Genomic DNA, 2,846 nt, shown 5'->3' on the forward strand with positions numbered 1-2,846 from the left:
GCTTGCGGATGGCTTCGAAGTGGTTCTTGGCGATGCGGCCGCAACCTGCGAGCGCGAAGCGGATCTTGCGATCGACGATGGGGGGAGCGAACGAATTCATATGGAAACCGGAAAACTACAGAGCGAGGGCGTTTTGCCCTCGAAGAGCATGAGCAAGCCCGAGCGGAGCGCTCAGGCAGTCGGGCGCGACTGACGTATCAAGGTCGTGGCGGTGTGGACGCAAACGGCCAGCAAACCAAGCCCGAAGCCTAGGATCATCAGGATGCTGCGCTTTGGTTTGGATTTGCGCTCAGGAACCTGGGCCGTGTCGATGACCTGCAACTGGCCGCCATCGCGGCTTTCGTCCACGCGCGCGAGTTCGTACTGGCGGGCGATCAAATCGAACAGCGATTCTTGATACTTGAACTCGCGATAGGCGCCGACGTATCCCCCGCCTGAAGATTGCACCACCTGCGCGGCGCGGGTCAATTCGTCGCGCAAGCGGTTCACGGCGGCCGTCTGCTGCTGAATTTCCGGCGTGTGYTCGGCCAGACTGCTGCTCAGCATCTGCAGCTTGACCTCGGCGCTCGTCAGTTCGGCGCGGAGCTTTGCCAGAGCTTCGACGGCGGCCTTGGGTTCAGCCTTGATGGTTTCCGTCGAAACGCCGCTACCTTGCAAGGCCGCCTGCGCGGCATCGAGCTTGGCTCGCACCTGCTTGAGTTGACCTTCAAAGAAGGCCCGGCGCTGTTGAGCTTCGGTCAGCGTCAATCCGGCGGTGAGTCGACGAATCTCCTCGACGTAGCCATTGGCAATGTCGGCTGCGCGCTTGGGATCATGGTCATCGAACTCGAGCGTGATGACGCCGTCCTTCTTGCCCAGATTGATTCGAGTGCGGTCCATCAGCTTCAGCCGCGCATCGTGGGCCAGCTTTTCTTCGTAGACCGTCTTGAGGTCAAAGCGCTCCAGGATTCCGTCCGCAACGGTGCGGCTTTGCGCAAAGGCGACGTACTGGTCGCCCGTATTGCGCACGGCACCGGACAGACCGGCCAGTGCCCCTAGGGAAGCAAGCGCGCCGGCCGCGGCGGCTTGTTGCTGCTGGGGTGGCATGAAGCTGGTGCGAGCCGTGAATGTCGGTTTGATGAGATRGCTGACGCCCAGCGCCAGTACGGCGGCGCCCAGCGGAACGATCGCGAGCAGCCGCCAGCGAACGCCTAGCGCCGAGGCAAAGTCGGACAGGGTCAGAGATGGCTCGGAAGGCGAAATCGCGGCGTTGTTCGAAAGCATCGACAAGTCTGGCCCGTTTAATTCTTGAGAGTCTTCAATGCAGCTGCGCCCAGACCGAACTGGTACAGGATCTGCGTCCATTCCTTGGCTTCCTGGCTGAAGCTCGTGCGCGTCAGGTCCTCGGGCACGAAGACGGTGTCACCCGGCAAGGCGGCGAGTGTCGAGAAGCCAGAGCCCATGGAGATCCAGCCCGAGGACTGCTGTTTGGCGCTGACCACGCTGCCGTTGGCGCGGATCACGAAGGTGCTTGACGTGTCGGCGCCGCGGGTTGGGCCGCCAGCCAGGCGCAGCATGTCTTCAATGCTCGCATCCGGGCGGAACACGAAACTGCCACCATTGAAGACGCTGCCGAATACGCCAACGGTGGTTGGCCTGGCAGGCACGGTAAGGCGGTCGCCGTCTTCGACCATCAAGTCTGGCAGGCGTGCGGCGTTGGGTGCGGTTTGCAGCACGATGCGGCCGGTCGGCTTGACGGCGCGCAGTCGGTCTATGAGTCGATTGGAGCTCTGCACTCGCGCGCCCTGCGCGTTCGCTTCATCGGCTGTCAGCGCCTTCTGACTCACTTGAACGCGAGCAAACTCGGTTTCGAGGTCCCGCAGTGCGCGTTCATACTGAGTTTGCTGCGTGATGCGCACGCTTTCCCGGTTGAATTCGGCGCCGTAGACAAAGGCGCCTGGCGTCAGGCCACCGGCGGCATTGACGGCGTCCGTCAGGCTGCTTCCGGGCGGGAGGATGTATTCCCCTGGGCGCTGGACTTCGCCCTCAATTCGCACCCGCTTGTTCTGGCGGTGCTGGGGCAACAAGGCGGCAGTCGCGTTGAAGGCGCGCACCAGGTCGCCGCTCTTGAGCGTTGCGCGCAGTTGTTGCGGCAGGGTCAACTCGGTGATGCGAGCATCGTTGCGCGTATCCAGGCTTTCAACGGCCAGGCGCGACCGGTCGGCTACCGCATTGAAGCCCGCGCCCATCCGCAACAGGTCGTCAATGGTCTCGCTCGGCTTGAGTTCGAAGATGCCAGGGCGGTTGACGCTGCCAATCAGTGCGACTTGCTGCCCAACAGGCCCGATATGGACGACGTCCTCCGACTGCAGCACGCGATCCGCCGTTTTGTCGCCGCGCAGGAGCAGGTCGTACAGGTCGAACTGGCTGACCAGCTTGCCGCCGCGGCGCAATTCGATCTGACGCAGGCTGCCAGCTGCGGAAGGCCCGCCTGCCTGGATCAGCGCATTGACGATGGTTGACAGGCTGCTGACTGCATAGGCGCCGGGCTTGAGCGTGAACCCCGTGACATAGACGCGGATGCTGCGCAGCCTGCCCAGCGAGGTGCTGAGCCGGTAGTTCTTGAACACCTGGCTCACCCGCTGGTCGATGGCTRTATTCAGGTCGCCATAGCGCAGGCCCGCCACCATGACCGGTCCGACCCGCGGAATGGTGATGCGTCCGTTCCGGTCGACGGTCAGGCGCAGGTCGGCCTCGACAGCGCCCCAAAGGTTGACCAGCAGCTCATCGCCCACGCTGACGACATAGTCGCCGGGAATCTGGCTGGAACCTTCGCCTGGCGTGCCGACGCGCGGGCTCAGCAGCTC

General features: G+C 63.4%; 3 protein-coding genes. 1 reads left to right on the forward strand and 2 read right to left on the reverse strand.

The window, feature by feature from the left end; all coding sequences use genetic code 11:
- The coding region (locus ACXJKR_RS28880; protein WP_457325773.1) for a hypothetical protein at nucleotides 1-193 on the forward strand (193 nt) is incomplete at its 5' end.
- On the opposite strand, the gene ACXJKR_RS28885 is transcribed toward ACXJKR_RS28880, so the two are convergent.
- Both ACXJKR_RS28885 and ACXJKR_RS28890 read right to left on the reverse strand, forming a co-directional pair.
- Nucleotides 172-1,263: a GNVR domain-containing protein gene (locus ACXJKR_RS28885; protein ID WP_457325771.1), complete on the reverse strand. Its 1,092-nt coding sequence runs from the start codon at nucleotides 1,261-1,263 to the stop codon at nucleotides 172-174. The two genes, ACXJKR_RS28880 and ACXJKR_RS28885, sit on opposite strands and share 22 nt — an antisense overlap.
- Before the next feature lie 17 nt (nucleotides 1,264-1,280).
- The coding region (locus tag ACXJKR_RS28890) for an SLBB domain-containing protein (protein WP_457325772.1) at nucleotides 1,281-2,846 on the reverse strand (1,566 nt) is incomplete at its 5' end.

This window comes from Roseateles sp. P5_E11 (genome assembly GCF_054049355.1).